This is a genomic window from Hoeflea sp. BAL378, assembly GCF_000759435.1.
In the GTDB taxonomy this organism is placed as follows: Bacteria; Pseudomonadota; Alphaproteobacteria; order Rhizobiales; family Rhizobiaceae; genus Hoeflea.
In genome coordinates, this window is the sequence record NZ_JRJG01000008.1 from 73,561 (window position 1) to 97,117 (window position 23,557).

A 23,557-nucleotide genomic window follows, 5' to 3' on the forward strand; every position below is an offset into this window, starting at 1 on the left:
ACCATGAAACTGATGAAGACACTGACCGGCATGCTGCTGGCTACCGCGGCCATGGCGATGACCGCCACTGCCTGCGAGGTGACGCTCAAATCATCCGACACCCATCCGGACGGCTATCCGACGGTGGAGGCCGTCAAGCACATGGGCAAGCTTCTGGAGGAGCGCACCAATGGCCGCCTCTGCGTCGAGGTGTTCCATTCCGCGCAGCTCGGCCAGGAGAAGGACACGATCGAACAGACCAAGTTCGGCGTGATCGACCTGAACCGCGTCTCGATGGGGCCGTTCAACAACCTGGTCGAGGAAACCAAGGTCGTCTCGCTGCCCTTCGTCTTCAAGGGCGTCGAGCACATGCACCATGTCATGGACGGCCCGATCGGCGAGGAGATCCTCAAGGCCTTCGAACCACATGGCTATGTCGGTCTCGCCTTCTACGACGGCGGCTCGCGCAGCTTCTACAACAAGGTCAAGCCGATCAAGTCGGTCGAGGACATGAAGGGCATGAAGGTCCGGGTCATGCAGTCCGACATCTTCGTCGACATGATGACCGCGCTCGGCGCCAACGCCACGCCAATGCCCTATGGCGAGGTCTATTCGGCGATCCAGACCGGTGTCATCGACGGCGCCGAGAACAACTGGCCGTCCTACGAGTCCTCGGGCCATTTCGAGGTCGCCGGCTACTACACGCTGAATGAACACCTGATCGTGCCGGAAGTGCTGGTGATGTCGAAGGCGTCCTGGGACAAGCTGTCGGCCGAGGACCAGGCCGCCGTCCGCCAGGCCGCCAAGGATTCCGTTCCGGTGATGCGTGAACTCTGGAGCGCGCGCGAAAAGGCGTCCGAGGAGAAGGTCCGCGCCGCTGGCGTCGAGGTCATCACCGACATCGACAAGGCGCCCTTCATGGCCGCCATGGACAGCGTCTACGAGAAGCACGTGACGTCCGACAAGCTCAAGGATCTGGTCGCCCGCATCAAGGCCACCGACTGATCGTTTCCTCAAAGACCATGGCGGCTCCTCCGCCATGGTCCCTTCCTCCGGGGGTTCAAGTGCAGGAAACCATGACATCCGTCGCGTGGGCCATGCGCCATGTCGCGCGCCTGGCGCTGTGGCTGGCCGCCGCCGGGCTCATTCTCATGACCGTCTTCATCACCGGCCAGGTGATCGCCCGCTACGTGTTCAACGATTCGCTCGTCTGGAGCGAACCGGCGGCCGTCATCCTGATGGGCTGGTTCATCTTCCTGGGTGCGGCCGTCGGCATCAGGGAAGGCTATCACCTGAGCTTCGACGTGCTGCTCTATTTCCTGCCGCAGTCCGCCAGGCTCTGGCTCTACAGCGTGTCCGACCTGGTGGTGCTGGGCTTCGGGGCCGGCATGGTCTGGTACGGCTCGCAGCTCGCCCTGTCGGCCTGGGACGTCAAACTTCCCTCGCTCGGGATATCCGGGGCCTTCGACTTCCTGCCGATCGTCGGCGGCGGCGTGCTGATGGTTCTGTTCTCGATGGAACGTCTCGCCCGTCGCGCCGCCGGCATGCCCACCGCCCGTTTCGGCGAAACCGACCCCCTGGAAGATTGATCATGGAAGTCTGGGTTCTTTTCGGAACATTCGTGTTTCTGCTGCTGATCGGCACGCCGGTGGCGTTCTGCCTCGGCGTCGCCTCGTTTGCGACCGTGCTCTATCTCGGCCTGCCGCCGGTGGTGGTGTTCCAGCAGCTCAATTCCGGCGTCTCGATCTTCGCGCTGATGGCCATCCCGTTCTTCATCTTCGCCGGCGAGCTCATGGTGCGCGGCGACATCGCCCGCAGGCTGGTGGCGCTCGCCGGCGCCGTGGTCGGCCACATGCGCGGCGGTCTGGGGCAGGTCAATATCGCCGCCTCCGTCCTGTTCGGCGGCATTTCCGGGTCGGCCGCGGCGGACGCCACCGCCATCGGCGGGCTGATGATCCCGCAGATGAAGGAGAAGGGCTACAGCGTCGACTATGCGGTCAACGTCACCGTCGTGTCCTCGATCATCGCGCTGATGCTGCCGCCGTCGCACAACATGATCATCTATTCGATTTCCGCCGGCGGCCGGCTGTCGATCGCCGACCTGTTCACCGCGGGCATCCTGCCGGGCCTGCTGCTCGCGGTGTCGCTGATGGTCACGGCCTGGTTCGTCGCCCGCAAGGCCGGCTATCCCACCGAGACATTCCCCGGCTGGCTGGTGTTCGGCCAGCTCTTCCTCAACGCCATCCCCGGCATCCTGCTGATCGTCATCATCTTCGGCGGCGTCCGCTCGGGCATCTTCACCGCCTCTGAAAGCTCCTGCATCGCGGCGGTCTACGCGCTCTTGGTGACGACCATCGCCTACCGGACCATGAGCTGGACCGGCTTCGTCGAGGCGACGAAGGCCGCGGTGCGGACCACGGCCATGGTGCTGCTGGTGATCGGCTGCGCCGGGGCCTTCGGCTGGCTGCTGGCCTTCCTGCAGATCCCGGCCGCGCTCGTGTCCATGCTCAAGGCCGTGTCCGACAATCCGATCATCATCCTTCTGATGATCAACCTGGTTCTCCTGCTGCTCGGCACCTTCATGGACATGTCGCCGCTGATCGTCATCACCACGCCGATCTTCCTGCCGGTGGCGGTCGCCTTCGGCGTCGATCCGGTGCATTTCGGCGTCATACTGGTGCTGAACCTCGGCATCGGCCTGTGCACGCCGCCGGTCGGCACGGTGCTGTTCGTCGGCTGCGCGGTGGGGCGCATCTCCGTCTGGCAGGCGATCCGGACGATCTGGCCCTTCTACGGCGCCGCCGTCTTCACCCTGATGCTTGTGACGTACCTGCCGTTCCTGTCGCTCTGGCTGCCCTCGCTGTTTCATTGAGGAGGATGACATGCTGTTGAAAACCTATCCCGAAGTGCCGGCCGATCCCGGCGTCACCCGCCAGGTGCTGAGCGACAGCGAGGCGCTGATGGTGGTGGCTTTCCGCTTCCGGGCCGAAGGCGCCGAGGGCAGGCTGCACAGCCATCCGCATGTGCAGGCGACCTATGTCGAATCCGGACGCTTCGAATTCACCGTGGGCGACGAGAGCTTCGAGGTCGCGGCGGGGCAGAGCTTCGTCACTCCCTCCAACGTCGTCCATGGCTGCCGCTGCCTCGAGCCCGGGACCCTGATCGACAGCTTCGCGCCGCGGCGCGATGAATTTCTGACGCCAACCTCCTGAAGGGAGACGTTTCATGCTGAGTGTGGAAACCCGTCACGCCATCGACCCGACCACCGCCAAGGGCCTCGACACGAGCGGCCTGCGCGCGCATTTTCATGCTGGCGGTCTGTTCGCCGAGGGCGAGATCCGGCTCATCTACACCCATTACGACCGGCTGATCATGGGCGCCGCGGTGCCGGCCGGCGGCTCGCTGACGCTCGACCATGTCGCCGAATGCGGCACGGCCTCGATCCTCGACCGGCGCGAGATGGGGATCCTCAACATCGGCGAGACGGGCACGGTGTCCGCCGCGGGTACCGATCATGCCGTGCGCAAGGGCGAGGTGCTCTATCTCGGCATGGGCTCGGGCCCGGTCACCTTTTCGGGCGACGGGCGGTTCTATGTGCTGTCCGCGCCGGCGCACCGGGCGTGCCCCAGCCGGCTGATCAGGAAGGAGGACGCGCGCCGGGTGGAGATGGGCGCGGCCGAGACCTCCAACAAGCGCGTCATCCTGCAGTTCCTGCATCCCGAAGTGGCCGAGAGCTGCCAGTTGCTGATGGGCTACACCCAGTTCGCCGAGGGCTCGGTGTGGAACACCATGCCCGCGCATCTGCATGACCGACGCACGGAGGCCTATCTCTATTTCGGTCTCGGGCCGGAACAGCGGGTGTTCCACATCATGGGCCGGCCGGACGAGACACGGCACATCCTCATGGCCAACGAGGACGCGGTGATCTCGCCGCCCTGGTCGATCCACTGCGGGGCAGGGACAGGCGCCTACACCTTCTGCTGGGCGATGGCCGGCGACAATGTCGATTTCACCGACATGGACATGGTGGCGATGGGGGAGCTGCGGTGAACCCGTTCTCGCTCGAAGGCAGGACCGCGCTGGTGACCGGGGCGAACACCGGCATCGGCCAGGCCGTGGCACTGTCCATGGGCCGCGCCGGCGCCAGGGTGATCTGCGCCGGACGGCGGTCCTGCGCAGATACCGTGCGCCAGCTCGACGACGGCCGCGAGATCACGCTCGACCTCTCCGATCCGATGGCCGCGCGGGACGTGTTTTCGGGCGAACCGGTCGACATTCTGGTCAACAATGCCGGCATCATAAGGCGCGGCGACGCGGTGGATTTCAGCGAGGCCGACTGGGACGACGTCATCGACGTCAACCAGAAGGCGGTGTTCTTCACCTGCCAGGCCTTCGCCCGCGCGGTGTTCGCGCGCGGCGGGACCGGCGGCATCGTCAACATCGCCTCGCTCCTGTCCTTTCAAGGCGGCATAAGGATCGCCTCCTATACCGCGGCCAAGCATGCCGTGGCCGGCATCACCCGGATCCTCGCCAATGAATGGGCGGCGAAGGGCATCAACGTGAACGCGATCGCGCCCGGCTACATCGCCACCAGCAACACCGAGGCGCTGCGCAACGATCCCGCGCGCGCCCGCGCCATCCTTGACCGGATACCGGCGGGCCGGTGGGGCGAGGCCGGAGACATCGCCGAGGCCGCGGTGTTCCTGGCCTCGCCCGCGGCGCGCTACATCCATGGCGCGATCCTCAATGTCGATGGAGGCTGGCTTGCCCGCTGAGCTGCCACGGCTTCGCAGGAGCGGCGGCGCACGGCCCAGGGCCGGGATCGTGCATCTCGGGCTGGGCGCCTTCTTCCGGGCTTTCGGCGCGGTCTATGTCGAGGACGCGGTGCGGCTGTCGGGCGGCGACTGGGGCATTGTCGGCGTGAGCCTCAAGAGCGCGGGGACGCGCGACCGGCTGGCGCCGCAGGACTTCGTCTACACCACCGTGTCGCAGGCCGCCGATGGAGCCGAGACCATCCGCAAGGTCGAGATCCTGGCTGACGTCCTGGTGGCGCCGGAGGATCCGGAAGCGGTGCTCGCCCGGATGGCCGATCCGGCGATCCGCATCGTCACGCTGACGGTCACGGAAAAGGGCTATTGCCACGACCCCGCGACCGGAAAGCTCAACCCGGACCATCCCGACATCGTCCACGATCTGCACAATCCGCTGCCGCGATCCGCGCCCGGGTTCCTGGTCCGCGCGCTCGCGCGCCGGCGCGCAGCCGGGCATCCGCCGTTCACGGTGCTCACCTGCGACAATCTTCCCGAGAACGGCCGGCTGGTGCGCGGCGTGGTGCTGGATCTCGCCCGCCGGATCGATCCCGCTCTCGGCGCCTGGATCGAAGCCGAGGGCCGGTTCCCCGCCACCATGGTCGACCGGATCACGCCCGCGACCAAGCCCGGGGACATCGAGCGGCTGGCGCACAAGACCGGCATTTTCGATGCCGCGCCGGTGCTGTGCGAGCCGTTCCGGCAATGGGTGGTGGAGGAGGATTTCGTCCCCGCCTATGGCGCCGGCGGGCGGCCCGATCTTGCGGCGGCGGGCGTCGAGCTGGTCGCGGACGTCACGCCCTACGAGCAGATGAAGCTCCGCATGCTCAACGGCACCCATTCCTCGCTCGCCTATCTCGGCTATCTCGCCGGCCACGAGACCATCGCCGACACCGTCGCCGATCCGGCTTTCGCGGCCTTTGTCAGGCGGTTGTGGCGCAAGGAGATCATGCCGTCCTTCGCCGCGCCGGAGGGCGTCGATCTCGAGGATTACGCCGCGGCGCTGTTGGAGCGCTATTCCAACCCGGCGATCAGGCACCGGACCTGGCAGATCGCCATGGATGGCAGCCAGAAACTGCCGCAGCGCATCCTCGGCGCCATCGCCGACAATCTGACCGCCATGCGCCCGAGCCCGGGCCTGATCCTCGCGGTGGCGGCCTGGATGCGCTATGTCGGCGGCACAGATGAGCGCGGCCGGCCGATTGAGGTCAGGGATCCGCTGGCAAGCCGACTGCGGGCGCTTTCCGACGGGGCGGTGACGCCCACGGAAAAGGTTGGGGCGCTGTTGTCGGTGCGCGACATCTTCAGCCCGGAGCTGGCGGCGCAACTGTCTGAACCGGCGGGTCGCGCCTATGAGCTTCTGTGCCGGGTCGGCGCGCGGCGCGCCGTGGAGGATCTCACGTGAAGGAAAGCTGGCGCTGGTATGGCCCGCTGGACAGGATCTCGCTCGGCGAGATCGCGCAGACGGGCGCGAGCGGGATCGTGACCGCGCTGCACGAGATCCCCTATGGCGAGGTGTGGCCGCGCCAGGCGATCGCCGAGCGCAAGGCTGCGATTGCCGCCGCGGGCTTCGACTGGGTGGTGGTCGAAAGCCTGCCGATCCACGAGCGCATCAAGCGCGGCGAGGGGGATCTCACGGACCTGTTCGCCAACTACCGGCAGTCCATGGCCAATCTGGCGGCCGAGGGCATCCACACGATCTGCTACAATTTCATGCCGCTTCTGGACTGGACCCGCACCGATCTCGCGGCCCCCGTCGGCCGCGGCGGCACCTGCCTCCGGTTCTCCGCCCCCAAGATGGCCGCGCTGGAGCTGTTTCTCGTCGGCCGCGACCAGGCGCGCGACGACTATCCCTCGGAGGTCGTCGCGGCCGCCGAACGCTGGTTCCAGGCGTCCTCCGATGACGATCGCGGCCTGCTGATGCGGTCGGTGATGGCGGGCCTTCCGGGCGCCTATGAGCGCTACGACGCCACTGGTCTCAAGGCGGCGCTCAAGCTCTATGACGGCATGGACCGGGCGGCACTGCGCGGCCATTACAAGCGGTTTCTCGACGAGATCATGCCGGCCGCCGAGGATCTCGGCATGCGGTTCTGCGTCCATCCCGACGATCCGCCGCGCGACATTCTCGGCTTGCCGCGCATCGTCTCGGACGCCGACGACATCGGCTGGATCCTGAATGCCGCCGACAGCCCGGCCAATGGGCTCACGCTCTGCGCGGGCTCGCTCGGCGCCAATCCGAAGAACGATGTGCCGGCGATCGCCCGCCGTTTTGCCGGCAAGATCCGCTTCGCGCATCTGCGCAACGTGCGCAAGGAGGCCGACGGGTCCTTCGAGGAGGCCGCGCATCTGGACGGCGATACCGACATGGTCGACCTTGTCGCGGCACTCCTGCAGGAAGAGGCGAGACGCCGTGAGGCGGGCGAGGATGACTGGGACATCCCGTTCCGCCCGGACCATGGCCATGAGCTTCTCGACGACGCGGCGCGCAACACCCATCCGGGCTATCCGCTGGTCGGCCGGCTGCGCGGTCTCGCCGAACTGCGCGGCGTCATCGCCGGCCTGTCCTATGCAGGCAGGCATCAAGCGGGGCAGGCGCAAGGCTCCGACGCCGGAATAGGCGTGGTGGTCGCCTGAGCCCGGGCGCCGCGCACATATGGAAGGCCGATTTGCTTTCCAGCCTGCGCGTCCCGTGGTAATTTCGGCGCGTTTGGCGGAGCGGTGATCTCATGAGCCCTGATGGCGTGACCCTTCTCGTTGGCACCACCAAGGGTGCCTTTCTGATCTCCGGCGGCGGCGACCGCAGCGGCTGGACCGTCAAGGGTCCGCTCTGCGACGGCTGGCCGGTCAACCACATGATCGGCGATCCGGAGAGCGGCCGGATCTGGGCCGGCGGCGGCGGCGACTGGAGCGGGGCCGCGATCTGGACGTCCGACGACATGGGCGAAAGCTGGAGCCGGGTGCGGCTCACCAAGGGCCAGATGGACGACTGGGCGGCAAGCGATCCGGAGGTGGCGGCGATGATCGGCTGGAGCGCCGAGCCGCTGCCTTTCGCCGACCAGTTCTCGCAGGTCTGGTCGCTCGGCTACGCCCATGACAGGCTCTATGCCGGGGCCAAGCCCGCGGGCCTGCTGGTGAGCGAGGACGGAGGCAAGAGTTTCGACCGCAACGCGGGGCTGGACAACCATCCCTCGGCCGACAGTTGGCAGCCCGGCGCCGCAGGCCTGGTGCTGCACACGATCGTGGCCCATCCCGAAAACAAGGACAAGCTCTGGATCGGCATCTCGGCCGCCGGTGTCTTCGCCACCGAGGACGGCGGCGAGACCTGGGAGCGGCGCAACCGGCTGTCCAATGCCGAAGAATGCGCCGCGCACGACCATCCCGCAGGACCCCGCGAAGGCGAGATCGGCCACTGCGTGCACAACATGATGCGCGCGCCCGGCGACGGCGACGTGCTCTACCAGCAGAATCACCACGGCGTCTGGCGCTCCGCCGATGGCGGCAGGAGCTGGGACAACCGCACCGAGGGCCTGCCGTCCACCTTCGGATTCCCGATCCGGGTGCATCCGCGCGACGCGCAGACGATCTGGACGCTGCCGCTCAACGGCGACACGGCCGGCCGCTTCCCGCCCGATGCGGCGGCGGCGGTGTGGCGGTCGCGGGACGGCGGGCTTCACTGGGAGGCGCTCCGCCAAGGGCTGCCGCAGCAGAACTGCTACTTCACCGTGCTGCGCCAGGCCATGGCCGGCGACGGGCGCGATCCGGCCGGGATCTATTTCGGCACCAATTCCGGGTCGGTGTTCGCTAGCCTCGACGAAGGCGAGACCTGGCAGGAGATCGCCCGGCACCTGCCCACCGTGCTTTGCGTCGAGGCGCTCGACCGCGGCTGAAGCGCGTCAGGGGATCACGTCCGGGCACAATCCAGCTTGCAGGTCACGCCCCCGACAATTGCTTGCGGACGCTGTCGAGCAGGCGGCGGTGGATGTGGGAGTGGCGGTTGCGCAGATGGACGGCGAAATAGACCGTCTGGGGGATGCGCGGCGCGCCGCGGACATAGCGGAAGGTCCCCGCCGCCACGAAGGCTTGCGCCGATTCCTCCAGCACGTAGGCGGTACCGCCCAGGTTCGCGAGCAGGCCGCAGACGGTGACGTTCTGGCCGCTCGACAGCGGCGCTTCGGCCAGGTTCGCCACCACCTGCCGGTGCGCCTTGTCGAAGGCGGGGGAATAATTGGTGAAGATGTAGCTCTGCGGGTCGATGTCGTTCAGATGGTCGGCGCTTGAACTGATCATCCGGTAGGCGAGTTCGCCGATATGCTCGTAATGCAGGTCGGGCAGGTTCTTGGGCGTGAACAGGATCGCGAGATCGATTTCGCCGGCCTGCAGGTCGATGCTCATCTGGTTGGAGAAATCGAGCTCGATGTAGAAGGCCGCGTCGGGGAGCACCTTGCGGAAGCCGGTCACCCAGTCGGCGATGTGGCTGGAGGCCAGGTCATGCTGCATGCCGATGCGCATCGACTGGGCGAAATTGCCGGTGGTCTGCACCGAACGCCGCGCCTCGTTCCACTGGTGGCGCAGGCTGCGCGCATGGTCGAGCAGCCGGAAGCCTGCCGGCGTCGGCTGGGTGCCGGCGCGGCTGCGGGTGAACAGCTTGCGCCCCAGCATGGCCTCGAGCGTGCTGACCCGCGCCGACACGGTCGACTGGGTGAGATCCAGCCGTTCGGCGGTGCGGTTGAAACTCCTGGTTTCCATGAGGTCGAGAAAGGTTTCGAGAAGCTCGATCTGCATGCCGTTTCCCTCAAAAATGCCTGGTTGCAACCTAATCGGATTTTCCGATTAATAAAGGCATTTTGACGGAATTGCGGATTGATCGCGGCCCCCGGATACTCGCCCGAAATTCGGGATCGCGGGAGAGACGTGTGGGCGAGATCGCAGGGCATGCACGGGTTGTCATCATCGGGGGCGGCGTGGTCGGCGTTTCGGCGCTGTATCATCTGGCGAAGGCCGGCTGGACCGATTGCGTGCTGCTCGAGAAGAACGAGCTGACGGCCGGGTCCACCTGGCATGCGGCGGGCAATGTGCCGACTTTCTCGTCGTCCTGGTCGATCATGAACATGCAGCGCTACTCGGCCGAGCTCTATCGCGGGCTCGCCGCGGCGGTCGATTATCCGATGAACTACCACGTCACCGGATCGATCCGGCTGGGCCATTCGAAGGAGCGGCTGCAGGAGTTCCAGCGGGTGGTCGGTATGGGCCGCTACCAGGGCATGGATCTCGATATCCTGTCGCCCGACGAGATCAAGTCGCGCTATCCCTTCGCCGAGACGCACGAGCTTTCCGGCGCGCTCTATGATCCCTATGACGGCGATATCGATCCGGCGCAGCTGACCCAGGCGCTTGCCAAGGGCGCGCGCGACCTGGGTGCGAAGATCTACCGCTTCTGCCCGGCCACCGGCGCGCGGCGGGAGGGTGACGAATGGGTGATCTCGACCGAGAAGGGCGATATCCGCTGCGAATATGTGGTCAACGCCGCAGGCTACTACGCCCGCGAGGTCGGAAAATGGTTCGGCCGCGACATGCCGATGATGGTGATGAGCCACCAGTACATGCTGTTCGACGAGGTGCCGGAGGTGGCGGCCTGGACCCGCGAAGTCGGCCACAAGCTGCCGCTGATGCGCGATGTCGACAGTTCCTACTATCTCAGGCAGGAAAAGAACGGCTTCAACCTCGGCCCCTACGAGCGCAACTGCAAGGCGCATTGGGCGACGCCCGACGATCCGATGCCGGAGGATTTCTCGTTCCAGCTGTTCCCGGACGATCTCGAGCGGCTCGAATGGTACATCAACGACGCCTGCGCCCGCGTGCCGCTGCTCGGAACCGCGGGGCTGACCAAGAACATCAACGGTCCCATTCCCTACACCCCCGACGGCAATCCGCTGATCGGGCCGATGCCGGGCGTGCCCAATGCGTTCGAGGCCTGCGTCTTCACCTTCGGCATCTGCCAGGGCGGCGGGGCGGGCAAGGTGCTGGCCGAATGGGTGATGGAGGGCGAGACCGAATGGGACATGTGGTCGTGCGACCCGCGCCGCTTCACCGCGTTTTGCGATCCGGACTACACGGTGGCCAAGGGCATGGAAGTCTATGGCCACGAATACGCGATCCACTTCCCGCACCATGCCTGGCCGGCGGGCCGCAACAAGAAGCTCTCGCCGGTGCATGACCGGATCGAAGCTTTGGGCGGACAGTTCGGCGCCTACAATGGCTGGGAGCGGGCCAACTGGTATGCGCGTCCTGGCGACGACACGAGCGAGGAGGCGACCCAGACCTGGGCGCGCGAAGGCGCCTGGTTCGCGGCGGTGCGCGAGGAGTGCCTGGCGGTGCGCGACGCGGCGGGCATTCTCGATCTGCCCGGCTTCTCGCGCTACCGGGTCGAAGGACCTGGCGCGCGCGAGTGGCTTCTGTCTCTCACCACCGGCGCCGTCCCCAAGCCCGGGCGCATCGGCCTTGGCTATTTCGCCGACGACAAGGGCCGCATCGTCACCGAGATGTCGATCATGGCGCTCGCCGAGGATTTCTTCTTTCTGATCACGGCAGCCACGGCGCAGTGGCATGATTACGAATGGCTGGTGAAGCACCTGCCGGAGGGCTCCGCGATCAGCATCCGCGACGTCACCGAGGAGTTCTGCTGCCAGATCCTGTCCGGGCCGAAGTCGCGCGAGATCCTCGCGTCGGTGACGGATGCGGATTTGAGCAAGCCGTGGCTCACGCATCAGTCCGCGCAGGTTTCGGGCACATGGTGCCAGCTGGTGCGGGTGTCGTTCGCCGGCGAACTCGGCTGGGAGATCCACACCAAGGTCGCCGACACCGCGGCGGTGTTCGACGCGGTGATGGCGGCGGGCAAGCCACATGGGCTCAGGCCCTTCGGCATGTTCGCGCTCAATTCGCTCCGGCTCGAGAAGGGCTACCGCGCCTGGAAGGGCGACCTGTCGACCGACTACACGGTGCTGCAGGGCGGGCTCGAGCGCTTCGTCAAATGGGACAAGCCGGCGTTCAAGGGCAGGCAGGCGCTGCTGGCCGAGCGCCAGCGGGGCGTGTCAAAACGCTTCGTCACGCTCGTGGTGGAAGCGGGCGAATGCGATGCGCCCTACATGTCGACGCTCTGGCACGGCGGCAAGGTGGTGGGCGAGACTACGTCGGGCGGCTACGGCCACCGCATCGGCAAGTCGATCGCGCTCGGCATGCTGCGCTCGGACCTCACCGAGCCCGGCACGAAGCTCGAGGTCGAGATCTTCGGCGAGCGGTTTGCGGCCACGGTGCAGCCCGACCAGCCCCTGTGGGATCCGGCAAACGAACGGCTGCGTGCATGAGCGTGCCGGAGCGGATGAGCGCAGTCGTCCTGACCGCCCATGGAGGGCCGGAGGTGTTGCACTGGCGCGAGGACGTGGCCACGCCCATGCCGCGAAGCGGCGAGGTGCTGGTCCAGGTTCTGGCGGCGGGCGTCAACAACACCGACATCAACACGCGGCTCGGCTGGTACGCGAAGGCGGCAAAGGGCGCCACGTCGGAAGGCGATGTGCATGAAGACGGCGGGTTCGCCGGCGCCATCGCCTTTCCGCGCATCCAGGGCGCGGAGTTCTGCGGCCGGATCGCCACCATCGGCCCCGACGTATCCGGCTGGTCGGTCGGACAGCGCGTGATCTGCCCGACCAACCAGCCCGAGCCGACCGTGGACGCGCCGACCGCCTATGTGGCGCTCGGATCGGACTATGACGGGGCCTTTGCCCAATTCTGCCGCGTCCCGGCGCGCCATCTTTACGACGTGACCGCCTCGCCGCTGTCGGATGCCGAGATCGCCGCCATGCCCTGCGCCTTCGGAACCGCGGAGAACCTGCTGCAGCGCGCCGGCGTCGGCGAAGGCGACCGGGTCCTCGTCACCGGCGCGTCGGGCGGCGTCGGCCTTGCCGCCGTGCAACTGGCGACATTGCGCGGCGCGACGGTCACCGGCCAGTGCGCGGCGTCCAAGGCCCAGGCGGTGCGCGACGCCGGTGCGGCCAGCATCCTCGACCGTGATGAAGCCCCTGCGCCGCGCAGCTTCGACGTGGTGATCGACGTCGTCGGCGGCCCCGGCTGGGGCGCGGTCATCGACGCGCTGCGGCCGGGCGGGCGCTACGCGGTGTCCGGCGCCATCGCCGGACCGATGGTCGAGGCCGACCTGCGCACCCTCTATCTCAACGATCTGACGATTTTCGGCTGCACCTTCCAGCCGCCCGCCGTCTTCGCCCGCCTTGTCGCGCTGATCAACCAGGGCCTGATCCGCCCGATGGTGTCGGCCAGCTATCCGCTGGTCGAGATCGCCCGGGCCCAGGCCGATTTCCAATCAAAACGCTATCCGGGCAAGCTTGTGCTGGTCCCGCCGGAGGTAAGGTCATGAGCCTGTCTATCGTTCTTCTCGATGGTGGCATGGGGCAGGAGCTGATCCACCGCTCGTCGCAGCCGCCGTCGCCGCTCTGGTCGGCCAAGGTGATGATGGATGAACCCGAGATCGTCGAGGCGGTGCATCGGGAATATATCGATGCCGGCGCCCTGGTGCTCACGCTCAACAGCTATTCGGCGACGCCCGAGCGGCTGGCGCGCGACGCGAGCGAGGACCTGTTCAAGCCGTTGCAGGCCAAGGCCATCGCCATCGCCCAGGCCGCGCGCGGCGACCGCGAGATCACCATCGCCGGCTGCCTCTCGCCGCTTTATGGCAGCTACCATCCGGAATGGGCGCCGTCCTTCGAGGAGTGCCTTGCGACCTACCGCCGGATCGTCGCCGAACAGCAGGGCGCGGTCGACGTGTTCCTGTGCGAGACGCTGTCCTCGGTCAAGGAGGTCCGGGCAGCGGTGCAGGCCGCCGTGGAATCGGGCAAGCCGGTCTGGTGCGGCATGTCGGTCAACGACACCGACGGCACGAAGCTCCGCTCCGGCGAGGATCTCGAGCGCGCGGCCGCTGCGGCTGCCGAGGCGGGGGCGGAGGCGGTGCTGATCAACTGTTCCTGGCCAGAGGCGGTGACGCAGGGCCAGGCGGTGCTCAAGCGCACGGGACTGGCCCATGGCGGCTATGCCAACGGCTTCACCAAGGCCGATACGCTCGAGATCGGCGGCACCGTCAGCGGTCTCAAGACCCGCACCGATCTGGGTCCGGAAGCCTATGCCGATCACGCGATGCGCTGGATCGACGCCGGCGCCACGATCGTCGGCGGCTGCTGCGAGGTCGGCCCCGCCCATATCGCCCATCTTGCACAGCGGCTGTTGCAGGCCGGTCATACATTGAAAGGCACGCTGAAGTGATGGCGCAAGGCAAATCCGTTCCGACCCATGCCCGCGCCGTCATCGTCGGCGGCGGGGTCTCCGGCTGCTCGGTCGCCTATCACCTGGCCAAGCTCGGCTGGCGCGACATCGTGCTGCTCGAGCGCAAGCAGCTGACCTCGGGCACCACCTGGCATGCCGCGGGCCTGATCGGGCAGTTGCGCGGCTCGGCCAACATGACGCGGCTCGCCAAATATTCGGCCGATCTCTACGTCAAGCTCGAGGCCGAGACCGGGGTGGCTACCGGCATGCGCCAGTGCGGCTCGATCACCGTGGCGCTCACGGAAGAGCGCAAGGAGGAGATCTTCCGCCAGGCCTCGACGGCGCGCGCCTTCGACATCGATGTGCAGGAGATCGGCCCCGACGAGGTGAGGGCCATGTATCCCCATCTCAATGTGAGCGACGTCACGGCCGCCGTGCACCTGCCGCTCGACGGCCAGTGCGATCCGGCCAACATCGCCATGGCGCTCGCCAAGGGCGCGCGGCAGAACGGGGCGACCATCATCGAGGGCGTCAAGGTGACGGCCATCACCAGCGCAAACGGGAAGGTCACCGGCGTCGACTGGGAGAGGAACGGCGAGAGCGGCTCGATCGCCGCCGACATCGTCATCAATTGCGGCGGCATGTGGGGGCGCGATCTCGCGGCGCAGTCCGGCGTGACGCTGCCGTTGCATGCCTGCGAGCATTTCTACATCGTCACCGAGGCGATCGAGGGCCTGAAGCGGCTGCCGGTGCTGCGCGTGCCCGACGAATGCGCCTACTACAAGGAAGACGCCGGCAAGATGCTGCTCGGCGCCTTCGAGCCGGTGGCCAAGCCCTGGGGCATGGGCGGCATCCCCGAGGATTTCTGCTTCGACCAGCTGCCCGAGGATTTCGACCATTTCGAGCCGATCCTCGAGAAGGCGGTCAACCGGCTGCCGCTGCTGGGCACTGCCGGAATCCATACCTTCTTCAACGGGCCGGAAAGCTTCACCCCCGATGACCGCTACTATCTCGGCGAAGCCCCCGAGATCAAAGGCTACTGGGTCGCCGCCGGCTACAATTCGATCGGCATCGTCTCGTCGGGCGGGGCGGGCTTCGCGCTGGCGCAATGGATCCATGACGGCGAGCCGCCGTTCGACCTCTGGGAAGTCGACATAAGACGGGCGCAGCCGTTCCAGAAGAACCGGCATTATCTCAAGAACCGCGTCACCGAGACGCTGGGGCTGCTCTATGCCGACCACTTCCCTTACCGGCAGATGGCGACCGCGCGCGGCATCCGCCGCTCGCCGATCCACGAACATCTCAAGGCGCGGGGCGCGGTGTTCGGCGAGGTGGCGGGCTGGGAGCGGGCCAACTGGTTTGCTGAGGACGGGCAAGAGCGCGAGTACCACTATTCCTGGAAGCGGCAGAACTGGTTCGACAACCAGAAGCGCGAGCATTTGGCGGTGCGCGAAAAGGTCGGGCTGTTCGACATGACCTCGTTCGGCAAGATCCGGGTCGAGGGCCGCGATGCGCTCTCCTATCTGCAGCGGCTCTGCGCCAACGACATGGACGTCGAGCCGGGCCGCATCGTCTACACGCAGATGCTGAATGCCCGCGGCGGCATCGAGTGCGACCTGACGGTCACCCGGCTGTCGGAGACCGCCTTCCTGCTCGTCGTGCCCGGCGCCACGCTGCAGCGCGACCTCGCCTGGCTCCGGCGGCATCTGGGCGACGAGTTCGTGGTCATCACCGACGTGACGGCCGCGGAATCGGTGCTCTGCGTCATGGGTCCCAATGCGCGATCGCTGATGCAGGTGGTGAGCCCCAATGATTTCTCCAACGACGCGCATCCCTTCGGCACGGCGCGCGAGATCGAGATCGGCATGGGGCTCGCCCGTGCCCACCGCGTCACCTATGTGGGCGAGCTCGGCTGGGAGCTCTATGTCTCCACCGACCAGACCGCCCATGTGTTCGAGGCGCTGATGGACGCGGGCGCCGACCACGGGCTCAGGCTCTGCGGCCTGCACACGCTCGATTCCTGCCGGATCGAGAAGGCCTTCCGCCATTTCGGCCACGACATCACCGACGAGGATCATGTGCTCGAAGCCGGCCTCGGCTTCGCGGTGAAGACGGGCAAGGGCGATTTTCTCGGCCGCGACGCGGTGCTCGCCAAGCGCGAAGCGGGGCTCTCCCGCCGGCTGGTGCAGTTCCAGCTCACCGATCCCGAGCCGCTCATGTTCCACAACGAGGCGGTGGTGCGCGACGGCGAGATCGTCTCGATCGTCACCTCGGGCAATTACGGCCATCACCTCGGCGGCGCCATCGGGCTCGGCTACGTGCCCTGCGCCGGCGAGAGCACCGAACACGTTCTCGCCTCGACCTACCACATCGAAATCGCAGGCCAGCGCCATCCGGCGACGGCCTCGCTCAAACCGCTTTACGACCCCGGCGCGCTCCGCGTCCGGATGTGAATTGAATTTGCTTCGGACCCATGGAGACCATGATGGAAATCGCCGCTGAACCCGCACTCGACCCCACCCTCGATCCGGCCGCCGTGCTGCCGGTCATGGAAAAGCAGAACCGCCGTTCCGGCGGCCGCGCCAACCGCGTCGCGGTCCGCACCGCGCCGCTGGCCGAGAACCTGAGGCCGATCCGGCCCGGCATGAGCGGCGGGCAGTATTCGCCGCTGACCCAGGCCAATGTGCTGCGCATCCACGAGGCGGCGCTCGATGCGCTCGAGACCATCGGCCTGTCGCAGGCGCCCGCCTCGGGCGTCGAGATCCTGACCGGCGCCGGGGCGATCCTCGGCGATGACGGGCGCATTCGCTTTCCGCGCGCGCTGGTCGAGGACATGCTGGCGGTCGCCGCCAAGGACATCACGCTCTGCGCCCGCGACCCGAAATTCGATCTCGATCTCTCGGGCACGCGCGTCCATTACGGCACGGCGGGCGCCGCGGTGCATGTGGTCGACGTCGAAAACCGGACCTACCGGGAATCCACCGCGCAGGATCTCTATGACGCGGCGCGGATCACGCACGCGCTCGACAATGTGCATTTCTTCCAGCGCGCCATGGTCTGCCGCGATGTCACCGACAATTTCGACATGGACATCAACACCATCTATGCCTGCTGCGCCGGCACCACCAAGCATGTCGGCACCAGCTTCTCCGAGCCAGCGCATTTCGAGGGCTGCATGGATCTCATCCACATGATCGCCGGCGGCGAGGCCGCCTGGCGCGCGCGTCCCTTCGTGTCGAACTCGAACTGCTTCGTGGTTCCGCCGATGAAGTTCGCCGAGGAGAGCTGCATCACCATGGAGAAATGCGTCCGCGCCGGCATGCCGGTGTTGCTGCTCTCGGCCGGGCAGGCGGGCGCCACCGCGCCGGCGCCGCTCGCAACAGCCATCGTCCAGGCCGTGGCCGAATGCCTGGCGGGCGTCGTCTATGTCAACGCCATGGCGCCGGGCCATCCGGCGATCTTCGGCACCTGGCCCTTCGTCTCGGATTTGCGCTCGGGCGCGATGTCGGGCGGATCGGGCGAGCAGGCGCTCTTGACGGCGGGCTGCGCGCAGATGCATCGCTTCTACGGCCTGCCGGGCGGCGCCGCCGCCGGCATCGCCGATTCCAAGCTGCCCGACATGCAGGCCGGCTGGGAACAGGCAATCTCCAACACCATGGCGGGGCTGTCCGGCCTCAACATGGTCTACGAGGCGGTCGGCATGCATGCCTCGCTGCTGGGCTTCTGTATGGAATCGCTGGTTCTCGGCGACGATCTTCTCGGCCAGGTGCTCAGGTGCGTGCGCGGGATTGACGTGACCGAGGACAGTGTTAGCCTCGACGCGATGCGGGAAGTGTGCCTGGACGGCCCCGGCCACTATCTCGGTCATCCGCAGACGCTGAGCGTGATGCAGACCGAATATGTCTATCCGGCAGTCGCCGACCGGACGAGCCCCAAGGAATGGGCCGAGATCGGCAAGCCGGACCTGGTGCAGAAGGCGATCGAGCGGAAGAACCGCATCCTGGCCCAGTCGACAAGGCCGCTGGTCGATCCGGCCACAGACGCTGCGATCCGCAAGGCCTTCAATATCTACTTCTAGGGAGACGTTCATGGCCGATTACGGCAATCTCGGAAAGTTCTACATCAACGGCGAATGGGTGGCGCCTTCGGGCGGCGCCACGCTTATCGATGTGATCAATCCCGCCACCGAGGAGAGCGTCGCCCAGGTGGCGATCGGAACCCGGGAGGATGCCGAGAAGGCCATCGCCGCCGCACGCGCGGCCTTTGCCGGTTTCAGCGCCTGGAGCGCTGACGAGAGGCTGGCACTGCTGACCCGCATCCGCGATGTCTACAAGTCGCGGATGGCAGACATCGCCGAGGCGGTGACCACTGAGATGGGCGCGCCCGACGGCTTCGCGCTGTCGGACCAGGCCGGCTCCGGGCTCGGCCACATCGAAGCGACGATGAAGGCGCTCGAGGATTTCGTCTTCGAGGAAAAGCGCGGCACGACGCTGATCGTGCACGAGGCCATCGGCGTGGCGGGCCTGATCACGCCGTGGAACTGGCCCCTGAACCAGATCGCCTCGAAGGTGGCGCCGGCGATCGCCGCGGGCTGCACCATGGTGCTGAAGCCGAGCGAAATCGCGCCGTTGAGCGGCATCGTCTTCGCCGAGATCATTCACGAGGCCGGCGTGCCCAAGGGCGTGTTCAACCTCGTCAATGGCGACGGGCCGGGCGTGGGTCAGGTGCTGTCGAGCCATCCCGAGATCGACGTCGTCTCGTTCACCGGTTCGACCCGCGCGGGCGTGCTGGTCGCCAAGTCCGCCGCCGACACGGTCAAGCGCGTCGCCCAGGAACTGGGCGGCAAATCGCCCAACATCATCCTCGCCGACGCCGATCTCGACGCCGCGGTGACCAGCGGCGTCCAGGGCTGCTTCGGCAATTCCGGCCAGTCCTGCGACGCGCCGACGCGCATGCTGGTGCCGCGCGACCGCCACGACGAGGCGCTCGAGATCGCCAGGCGCGCGGCCGAGGCGATGGTGACCGGCGACCCGCGCGATCCCGCCACCAATTTGGGTCCGGTGATCAGCCAGGCGCAGTACGACAAGATCCAGGGCCTGATCGCGTCGGGCATCCAGGACGGGGCGATCCTGGTCACCGGCGGGCGCGACCGGCCCGAGGGGCTGACGCGCGGCTACTTCGTTCGGCCGACGGTGTTCGGCGGCGTCACCCCCGACATGCGCATCGCCCAGGAGGAGATCTTCGGGCCGGTGCTGTCGATCATGCCCTACGACACGGAAGAGGACGCGGTGCGGATCGGCAACGACACGGTCTACGGGCTCGCGGCCTATGTGCAGTCGGGCGATCTCGACCATGCCAGGGCGATTGCCCGGCGGATGCGCGCCGGCCAGGTGCACATCAACTATCCCGACTGGGACCTGTTCGCGCCCTTCGGCGGCTACAAGCAGTCGGGCAATGGCCGCGAATATGCCGACTGGGGCATGCGCGACTATCTCGAGACCAAGGCGCTGATCGGCCACGGCTGATCCGTCTGCGCCACCCGTTCAACGCTCACTTCCGGACAGATCATCATGCGCTACGGTTTCATCGGTCTCGGCAATCTCGGCGGCCATCTGGCTGCAAGCCTGCTCAAGGCGGGCTTCGAGGTCACCGTCAACGACCTCGATTCCTCGCTCGGCAAGCGCCATGTCGACATCGGCGGCGTGTGGGCCGCGACACCGGCGGAGCTTGCGCGCGAATGCGACGCCGTCGTCACCTGCCTGCCGTCGCCGGCGGTGTCGGAAAAGGTTTTGAGGGAGGTGCTGACGACGGCCAGATCCGGCGCCACCTGGATCGAGATGTCGACGCTCGGCCGGGACGAGATCCTGCGGCTCGGGGCGATCGCCGGGGAAAAGGGTGTGCGCACCATGGAGCTGCCGGTGACCGGCGGCGTGCATCTGGCGGCGCAAGGAAAGATCACCATGCTGGCGGGTGGCGACAGGGACCTTTTCGACCTGCACCTGCCGGCGCTTGAGGCCATGGGAAACCAGATCTTCCACATGGGGCCGCTTGGCAATTCCTCGATCATCAAGGTGATCACCAACATGCTGGCCTTCATCCATTTGAAGGCCTGCGGCGAGGCCCTGATGCTCGCCAAGCGCGGCGGGCTCGATCTCGGCCAGGCCTGGGCGGCGATCAAGGCGTCGTCGGGCAATTCCTTCGTGCATGAGACCGAGGGCGCGCTGATCCTGAACGGCTCCTACGACATTGCCTTCAACATCGACCTGGCGCTCAAGGATCTGGGATTCGCCATGGAATTCGGCCGGGAGTTCGGCGTGCCGCTGGATCTGGCGTCGATGACGGAACAGACCTATGTCGAGGCCAAGGCCGCCTATGGCGGACAGGCCCAGTCGCCGATGATCGCCAAGCTGCTCGAGGACCGGCTGGGCACCGACCTGCGCGCGCCCGGCTTTCCCGCCCGGCTGGAATAGCGCGCCCGCCGGCGCCTGCGGCGGGGCGCACGCGGCGACATGACATCGATCAATACCCTTGTCATGCGCATGGGGCATGATGGACCGGCAAGGTCCTGCGGCAGGAGGCGTCATGTTCAAGAATGCGGTCCAACTCTTCGAGATCTTCGGCTTCAAGCTCAAGGTCGATCCCAGCTGGCTGCTGATCGCCGCGCTGATCGTCTGGAGCCTGTCGACGGCCTATTTTCCCGAGGCGCTGCCCGGGCGGACCAGCACGCTCTACACGACGCTCGGGATCGTGGCGATGCTCGGCATGTTCGCCTCGCTGATCCTGCACGAGCTCGCGCATTCGCTGGTGGCGCGGTCCTACGGGCTCAAGGTCGGCGGCATCACGCTGTTCATCTTCGGCGGCGTCGCCGAACTCGAGGAAGAGCCGCACGACCCGAAATCCGAATTCCAGATCGCCATCGCCGGTCCGCTGATGAGCGTCCTGCTGGCGGGCGTGTTCTATGCTATCGGAAGTCTCACGGCGGGCGCAGAGGGCGTGAACCTCTCCGGCGCGGTGTTCGGCTACCTGGCGCTGATCAACCTGGTGCTGGCGGTGTTCAACCTCATCCCGGCGTTTCCGCTCGATGGCGGGCGGGTGCTCCGGGCGGCGATCTGGGGCTGGACAGGGGATCTGCTGAAATCCACACGGATCTCGAGCCGCATCGGCGCCGCCTTCGGCGTGTTCCTGATGCTCACGGGCGCGCTGGCAGTGTTCAGCGGCCAGGGCGTGGGCGGCTTCTGGCAGATCCTGATCGGCTTCTTCATCCTCAACGCCTCCAATGGCAGCTACCAGAGCCTGCTCGTCAAGACGGCGCTGCGCGGCAAGACCGCCAACCGCCTGATGAGCGGGAGCATCCACACCATTGGTCCCGGTGCCTCGATCGCCGAGCTGGTTGACGATGTGATGCTGCGCCATGGCGTGAGCTTCGTGCCGGTGGTGGCGGGAGACGTGCTGCTCGGCTATGCCGACACCGCCGGCGTGCGCTCGCTCGACCGGCAGGAGTGGGCGGTGCGGCCGGTCTCGGAGATCATGGTGCGCAGCGACGCCGGCAACACGGTCGTGCCGCAGACGCCGCTCGACGACGTGTTCAAATGCCTGACGGCCACGCCCCGCCGCAAGCTGCTGGTGGCGCAGGGAAAGCGGCTCGTGGGCGTGATCTCGCTGTCGGACCTGATGCATCATCTGGCGCTCGAGCAGGAGATCGGCGTCAAGCCCAAAGCGGAGAGGTGAGGGGCGTACCGACGGCGCCGGTGCACCGGGCCGCGAGCGCCGCCAAACCCAAGCCGCATTTGTGCCTATGATTGTGGCTGATGCCCGCGCGAGTCCTTCCGCGGGCAGGGCGGGGTGCGTCGGGACCGGAGGTCCGGCAGGGACGCCACCGGCTCTCCAACACCAGGGAGACAAGCATCTCGATATTTCTCGCCCACGTCGCACCGGCGGCTTTCCGGCCGGGCTGCGCCAGGGAAGCGGTCCGGCATGGCTGAGCCCTTGCGACGCATCGCCGCCCGCCTGGGCGTGCGCCTCGTGGCGGGCCTCATGATCGCGATCCTGTGGTGCTGGAGCGCGACGCTGCGCAAGCAGACGCATGAGCTCGAAAGGCTCGACCGCGCCATCGCCGAGGGGCACCAGGTGCTGGCGGTGTTCTGGCACGGCAAGTACACGCCGCTGTTTCCGCTCGCCAGCGGGCGGCAGGCGGTGGTCATCACGGTGGATTCCTTTCGCGGGCAGGTGATCGGCAGGATCAGCCGGTGGTTCGGATACCGGCCGGTGCTGCTGCCGGCGGAGGTGAGGACACGGGGGTTTCCGGCGCTGGTGCAGCAGGTGGAGAGCAATGCCCGCCTGATCGCGCTGGCGCTTGACGGTCCCGCCGGCCCGTTTCACCGGATCCGCTCGGGCGCGCTCAAGCTGAGCGCCCTGCATGGCGTCAGGATCGCGCCCATCGGGGTTGCGAGTTCGCACGCGCTGGCGCTGACATCGCGCTGGGACAGGCAGGTGGTGCCGCTGCCGTTCTCCCGCGTCGCCATCGCCGTGGGCGACCTGATCGATCTGTCGCAGGCGGGAGACGGGGACGCCCCCTTGGAGGACATCGTCCGCGGCGGAATGGAGGCGGCCGAGCGCGAGGCCGAAGCCATCCTCGGCGGCAGGAATCGGGCCTAGGCGGTGGACATCGCCGGCTCCGGGCGCGTGGGTCCCGGGCGCCTGTCAGCCGATGGCGGCGAGCAGCCGGTCGCGGTGGCGGACAACCGCGGCGGCCGCCTTTTCGGTGTCTAGCGCATGCATGGCGACAACGCCAATGCAGGCTTCGGGACCGGATCCGGACCGGCCGGGCCGGGCCAGCGGTGCTGCGACGCCGATCGCCCCTTCCTGCAACTGGCCGCGGGTCACGGCGTAGCCGTCGCGCCGGGCGCGCTCGAGCTCGGCGGGTTCCCCGCCCATTGGCGGCCTCTGCATGGCGATGGCCAGGCCCGCGGCTCCGCTGGCCACGGGATGCCGGGTGCCCACCCGGTAGGAGACCTTCAGCATCGGCAGTTCCGGCTCGGCGACCTCGATGGCGACGCACTCGTCGCCTTGGGCAACGCAGAGGAACGCGGTCGCGACGCTGTCCTCGGCCAGCGCGCGCAGGACGGGCAGGGCGGCGGCGCGCAGTTGCGGCTGATATTTTTCGCCTAGCGCGACTATGCCGCCGCCAAGGCGAATGCGGCCGTCGCCGTCCCGGACCACCAGCAGATGCTCCTCGAGCGTCGCCACCAGCCGGTAGGCGATCGCCCGGTGAACGCCGAGCGCCTGGGCGATCTCGGCGATGGCGAGGCCCGAGCCGGACCGGGCGACGAGCTCCAGCACCTGAAGGCCGCGCGAGAGTGTTTGCAACGTGCTCATGACATGGTCCCGGATCGCCGTGGATTGACGGCCTCCTACTTCGATATTACAAATATAGAACACATTGTGCG

At 67.2% G+C, this 23,557-nt stretch carries 20 protein-coding genes; 18 read left to right on the forward strand and 2 right to left on the reverse strand.

From position 1 onward, the window contains the following. Window positions 1-3 precede the first annotated feature (3 nt). The 9 genes from LL06_RS02845 to LL06_RS02885 all read left to right on the forward strand — a co-directional run bounded on the left by LL06_RS02845 (window position 4) and on the right by LL06_RS02885 (window position 8,674). Complete coding sequence (locus LL06_RS02845) at window positions 4-984, forward strand: TRAP transporter substrate-binding protein (RefSeq protein WP_081963608.1); 981 nt, start codon at window positions 4-6, stop codon at window positions 982-984. Between the two features lie 71 nt (window positions 985-1,055). After that, entirely contained in the window at window positions 1,056-1,568 is a 513-nt protein-coding gene (locus tag LL06_RS02850) for a TRAP transporter small permease (protein ID WP_201772300.1), read from the forward strand. 2 nt (window positions 1,569-1,570) lie between these two features. Continuing rightward, a complete protein-coding gene (locus LL06_RS02855) occupies window positions 1,571-2,851 on the forward strand; it encodes a TRAP transporter large permease (RefSeq protein ID WP_035521886.1) in 1,281 nt (426 codons plus the stop codon). A 10-nt stretch (window positions 2,852-2,861) separates the two neighbouring features. Next, entirely contained in the window at window positions 2,862-3,191 is a 330-nt protein-coding gene (locus LL06_RS02860; protein WP_052161145.1) for a cupin domain-containing protein, read from the forward strand. Between the two features lie 13 nt (window positions 3,192-3,204). After that, window positions 3,205-4,029: a 5-dehydro-4-deoxy-D-glucuronate isomerase gene (kduI, locus tag LL06_RS02865; RefSeq protein ID WP_035521888.1), complete on the forward strand. Its 825-nt coding sequence runs from the start codon at window positions 3,205-3,207 to the stop codon at window positions 4,027-4,029. After that, entirely contained in the window at window positions 4,026-4,754 is a 729-nt protein-coding gene (kduD, locus tag LL06_RS02870; RefSeq protein ID WP_035521890.1) for a 2-dehydro-3-deoxy-D-gluconate 5-dehydrogenase KduD, read from the forward strand. The genes kduI and kduD overlap by 4 nt, the downstream gene beginning before the upstream one ends. Continuing rightward, the gene (locus tag LL06_RS02875) at window positions 4,744-6,192 is read left to right on the forward strand and encodes a mannitol dehydrogenase family protein (RefSeq protein WP_244447029.1); all 1,449 of its coding nucleotides are present in this window, start codon (window positions 4,744-4,746) and stop codon (window positions 6,190-6,192) included. The genes kduD and LL06_RS02875 overlap by 11 nt, the downstream gene beginning before the upstream one ends. Continuing rightward, window positions 6,189-7,421, forward strand: a complete 1,233-nt coding sequence (gene uxuA, locus LL06_RS02880) for a mannonate dehydratase (RefSeq protein ID WP_035521892.1) — start codon at window positions 6,189-6,191, stop codon at window positions 7,419-7,421. Before LL06_RS02875 ends, uxuA begins: the two co-directional genes overlap by 4 nt. 107 nt (window positions 7,422-7,528) lie before the next feature. Next, window positions 7,529-8,674: a sialidase family protein gene (locus LL06_RS02885; RefSeq protein WP_244447030.1), complete on the forward strand. Its 1,146-nt coding sequence runs from the start codon at window positions 7,529-7,531 to the stop codon at window positions 8,672-8,674. A 43-nt stretch (window positions 8,675-8,717) separates the two neighbouring features. On the opposite strand, the gene LL06_RS02890 is transcribed toward LL06_RS02885, so the two are convergent. Then, window positions 8,718-9,569 carry a LysR family transcriptional regulator gene (locus LL06_RS02890; protein ID WP_035521895.1) on the reverse strand — a complete coding sequence of 284 codons (852 nt, stop codon included), beginning with the start codon at window positions 9,567-9,569 and terminating at the stop codon, window positions 8,718-8,720. Window positions 9,570-9,700: 131 nt separating this feature from the next. Between LL06_RS02890 and LL06_RS02895 the strand changes: the two genes are divergently transcribed. The 9 genes from LL06_RS02895 (at window position 9,701) to LL06_RS02935 (ending at window position 22,766) form a co-directional block, all read left to right on the forward strand. Continuing rightward, the gene (locus tag LL06_RS02895) at window positions 9,701-12,148 is read left to right on the forward strand and encodes an FAD-dependent oxidoreductase (RefSeq protein ID WP_035521897.1); all 2,448 of its coding nucleotides are present in this window, start codon (window positions 9,701-9,703) and stop codon (window positions 12,146-12,148) included. A 14-nt stretch (window positions 12,149-12,162) separates the two neighbouring features. Continuing rightward, window positions 12,163-13,212 (forward strand): alcohol dehydrogenase family protein, encoded by a 1,050-nt coding sequence (locus LL06_RS02900; protein ID WP_244447031.1) that lies wholly within the window; start codon window positions 12,163-12,165, stop codon window positions 13,210-13,212. Beyond that, window positions 13,209-14,111, forward strand: a complete 903-nt coding sequence (locus LL06_RS02905; RefSeq protein ID WP_035521901.1) for a homocysteine S-methyltransferase family protein — start codon at window positions 13,209-13,211, stop codon at window positions 14,109-14,111. The genes LL06_RS02900 and LL06_RS02905 overlap by 4 nt, the downstream gene beginning before the upstream one ends. Continuing rightward, window positions 14,111-16,564, forward strand: coding sequence for an FAD-dependent oxidoreductase (locus tag LL06_RS02910; protein ID WP_035521903.1), 2,454 nt, complete (start codon window positions 14,111-14,113; stop codon window positions 16,562-16,564). Before LL06_RS02905 ends, LL06_RS02910 begins: the two co-directional genes overlap by 1 nt. Before the next feature lie 95 nt (window positions 16,565-16,659). Next, window positions 16,660-18,189, forward strand: a complete 1,530-nt coding sequence (locus tag LL06_RS02915; RefSeq protein WP_035521970.1) for a trimethylamine methyltransferase family protein — start codon at window positions 16,660-16,662, stop codon at window positions 18,187-18,189. 10 nt (window positions 18,190-18,199) lie between these two features. Further along, on the forward strand, window positions 18,200-19,636 hold the full coding sequence (locus LL06_RS02920; RefSeq protein WP_035521905.1) for an aldehyde dehydrogenase family protein: 1,437 nt from the start codon (window positions 18,200-18,202) through the stop codon (window positions 19,634-19,636). Window positions 19,637-19,675: 39 nt separating this feature from the next. Beyond that, on the forward strand, window positions 19,676-20,581 hold the full coding sequence (locus LL06_RS02925; protein ID WP_201772304.1) for an NAD(P)-dependent oxidoreductase: 906 nt from the start codon (window positions 19,676-19,678) through the stop codon (window positions 20,579-20,581). A 112-nt stretch (window positions 20,582-20,693) separates the two neighbouring features. Beyond that, complete coding sequence (locus LL06_RS02930) at window positions 20,694-21,839, forward strand: site-2 protease family protein (protein WP_035521909.1); 1,146 nt, start codon at window positions 20,694-20,696, stop codon at window positions 21,837-21,839. 246 nt (window positions 21,840-22,085) lie between these two features. Continuing rightward, window positions 22,086-22,766, forward strand: coding sequence for a hypothetical protein (locus tag LL06_RS02935; RefSeq protein WP_035521911.1), 681 nt, complete (start codon window positions 22,086-22,088; stop codon window positions 22,764-22,766). 45 nt (window positions 22,767-22,811) lie between these two features. Here LL06_RS02935 and LL06_RS02940 read toward each other — a convergent pair whose 3' ends face one another. Beyond that, a complete protein-coding gene (locus LL06_RS02940; protein ID WP_035521913.1) occupies window positions 22,812-23,486 on the reverse strand; it encodes a helix-turn-helix domain-containing protein in 675 nt (224 codons plus the stop codon). Window positions 23,487-23,557: the final 71 nt, after the last annotated feature.

Bases quoted from the DNA above. Each gene is read 5' to 3' on its own strand.
- LL06_RS02845 (WP_081963608.1), top strand. From the start codon at position 4: ATGAAACTGATGAAGACACTGACCGGCATGCTGCTGGCTACCGCGGCC.
- LL06_RS02850 (WP_201772300.1), top strand. From the start codon at position 1,056: ATGACATCCGTCGCGTGGGCCATGCGCCATGTCGCGCGCCTGGCGCTG.
- LL06_RS02855 (WP_035521886.1), top strand. From the start codon at position 1,571: ATGGAAGTCTGGGTTCTTTTCGGAACATTCGTGTTTCTGCTGCTGATC.
- LL06_RS02860 (WP_052161145.1), top strand. From the start codon at position 2,862: ATGCTGTTGAAAACCTATCCCGAAGTGCCGGCCGATCCCGGCGTCACC.
- kduI (WP_035521888.1), top strand. From the start codon at position 3,205: ATGCTGAGTGTGGAAACCCGTCACGCCATCGACCCGACCACCGCCAAG.
- LL06_RS02890 (WP_035521895.1), bottom strand. From the start codon at position 9,569: ATGCAGATCGAGCTTCTCGAAACCTTTCTCGACCTCATGGAAACCAGG.
- LL06_RS02900 (WP_244447031.1), top strand. From the start codon at position 12,163: ATGAGCGCAGTCGTCCTGACCGCCCATGGAGGGCCGGAGGTGTTGCAC.
- LL06_RS02905 (WP_035521901.1), top strand. From the start codon at position 13,209: ATGAGCCTGTCTATCGTTCTTCTCGATGGTGGCATGGGGCAGGAGCTG.
- LL06_RS02910 (WP_035521903.1), top strand. From the start codon at position 14,111: ATGGCGCAAGGCAAATCCGTTCCGACCCATGCCCGCGCCGTCATCGTC.
- LL06_RS02915 (WP_035521970.1), top strand. From the start codon at position 16,660: ATGGAAAAGCAGAACCGCCGTTCCGGCGGCCGCGCCAACCGCGTCGCG.
- LL06_RS02920 (WP_035521905.1), top strand. From the start codon at position 18,200: ATGGCCGATTACGGCAATCTCGGAAAGTTCTACATCAACGGCGAATGG.
- LL06_RS02930 (WP_035521909.1), top strand. From the start codon at position 20,694: ATGTTCAAGAATGCGGTCCAACTCTTCGAGATCTTCGGCTTCAAGCTC.
- LL06_RS02935 (WP_035521911.1), top strand. From the start codon at position 22,086: ATGGCTGAGCCCTTGCGACGCATCGCCGCCCGCCTGGGCGTGCGCCTC.
- LL06_RS02940 (WP_035521913.1), bottom strand. From the start codon at position 23,486: ATGAGCACGTTGCAAACACTCTCGCGCGGCCTTCAGGTGCTGGAGCTC.